Annotated in this window: 1 protein-coding gene; it reads right to left on the bottom strand. The window is 65.1% G+C overall.

Going from position 1 to position 235, the window contains the following annotated elements; translation table 11 throughout:
• Nucleotides 1-235: zinc ribbon domain-containing protein (locus tag GFH49_RS00795; RefSeq protein ID WP_155053777.1), on the bottom strand; the 235-nt coding region annotated here is incomplete at both ends.

Below are 235 nucleotides of genomic sequence, written 5' to 3'. Positions count from 1 at the left end.
TTGAGGTCTTACACCAGCTCCACAGGCCGAAACCGCCCGTCCGGCGGCCAGCAGGTTCTTCGCCGCGTTCACGTCCCGGTCGTGGGTCGTTCCGCAGTCGCATGTCCAGGTACGGACGTGCAGCGGCATCTTCTCCTGCAAGGTGCCGCAGGTGGAGCACAGCCTGGACGAAGGGAAGAAGCGGTCCACCGCGATCACTTCCCGCCCGTACCAGGCGGCCTTGTACTCCAGAAGG

Origin of the sequence: Streptomyces blattellae (assembly GCF_009709555.1) — a bacterium.
Classification (GTDB): domain Bacteria; phylum Actinomycetota; class Actinomycetes; order Streptomycetales; family Streptomycetaceae; genus Streptomyces; species Streptomyces blattellae.
The sequence above is the reverse complement of the archived record's forward strand: the minus strand, read 5'-3'. Positions and strand labels throughout refer to the sequence as shown.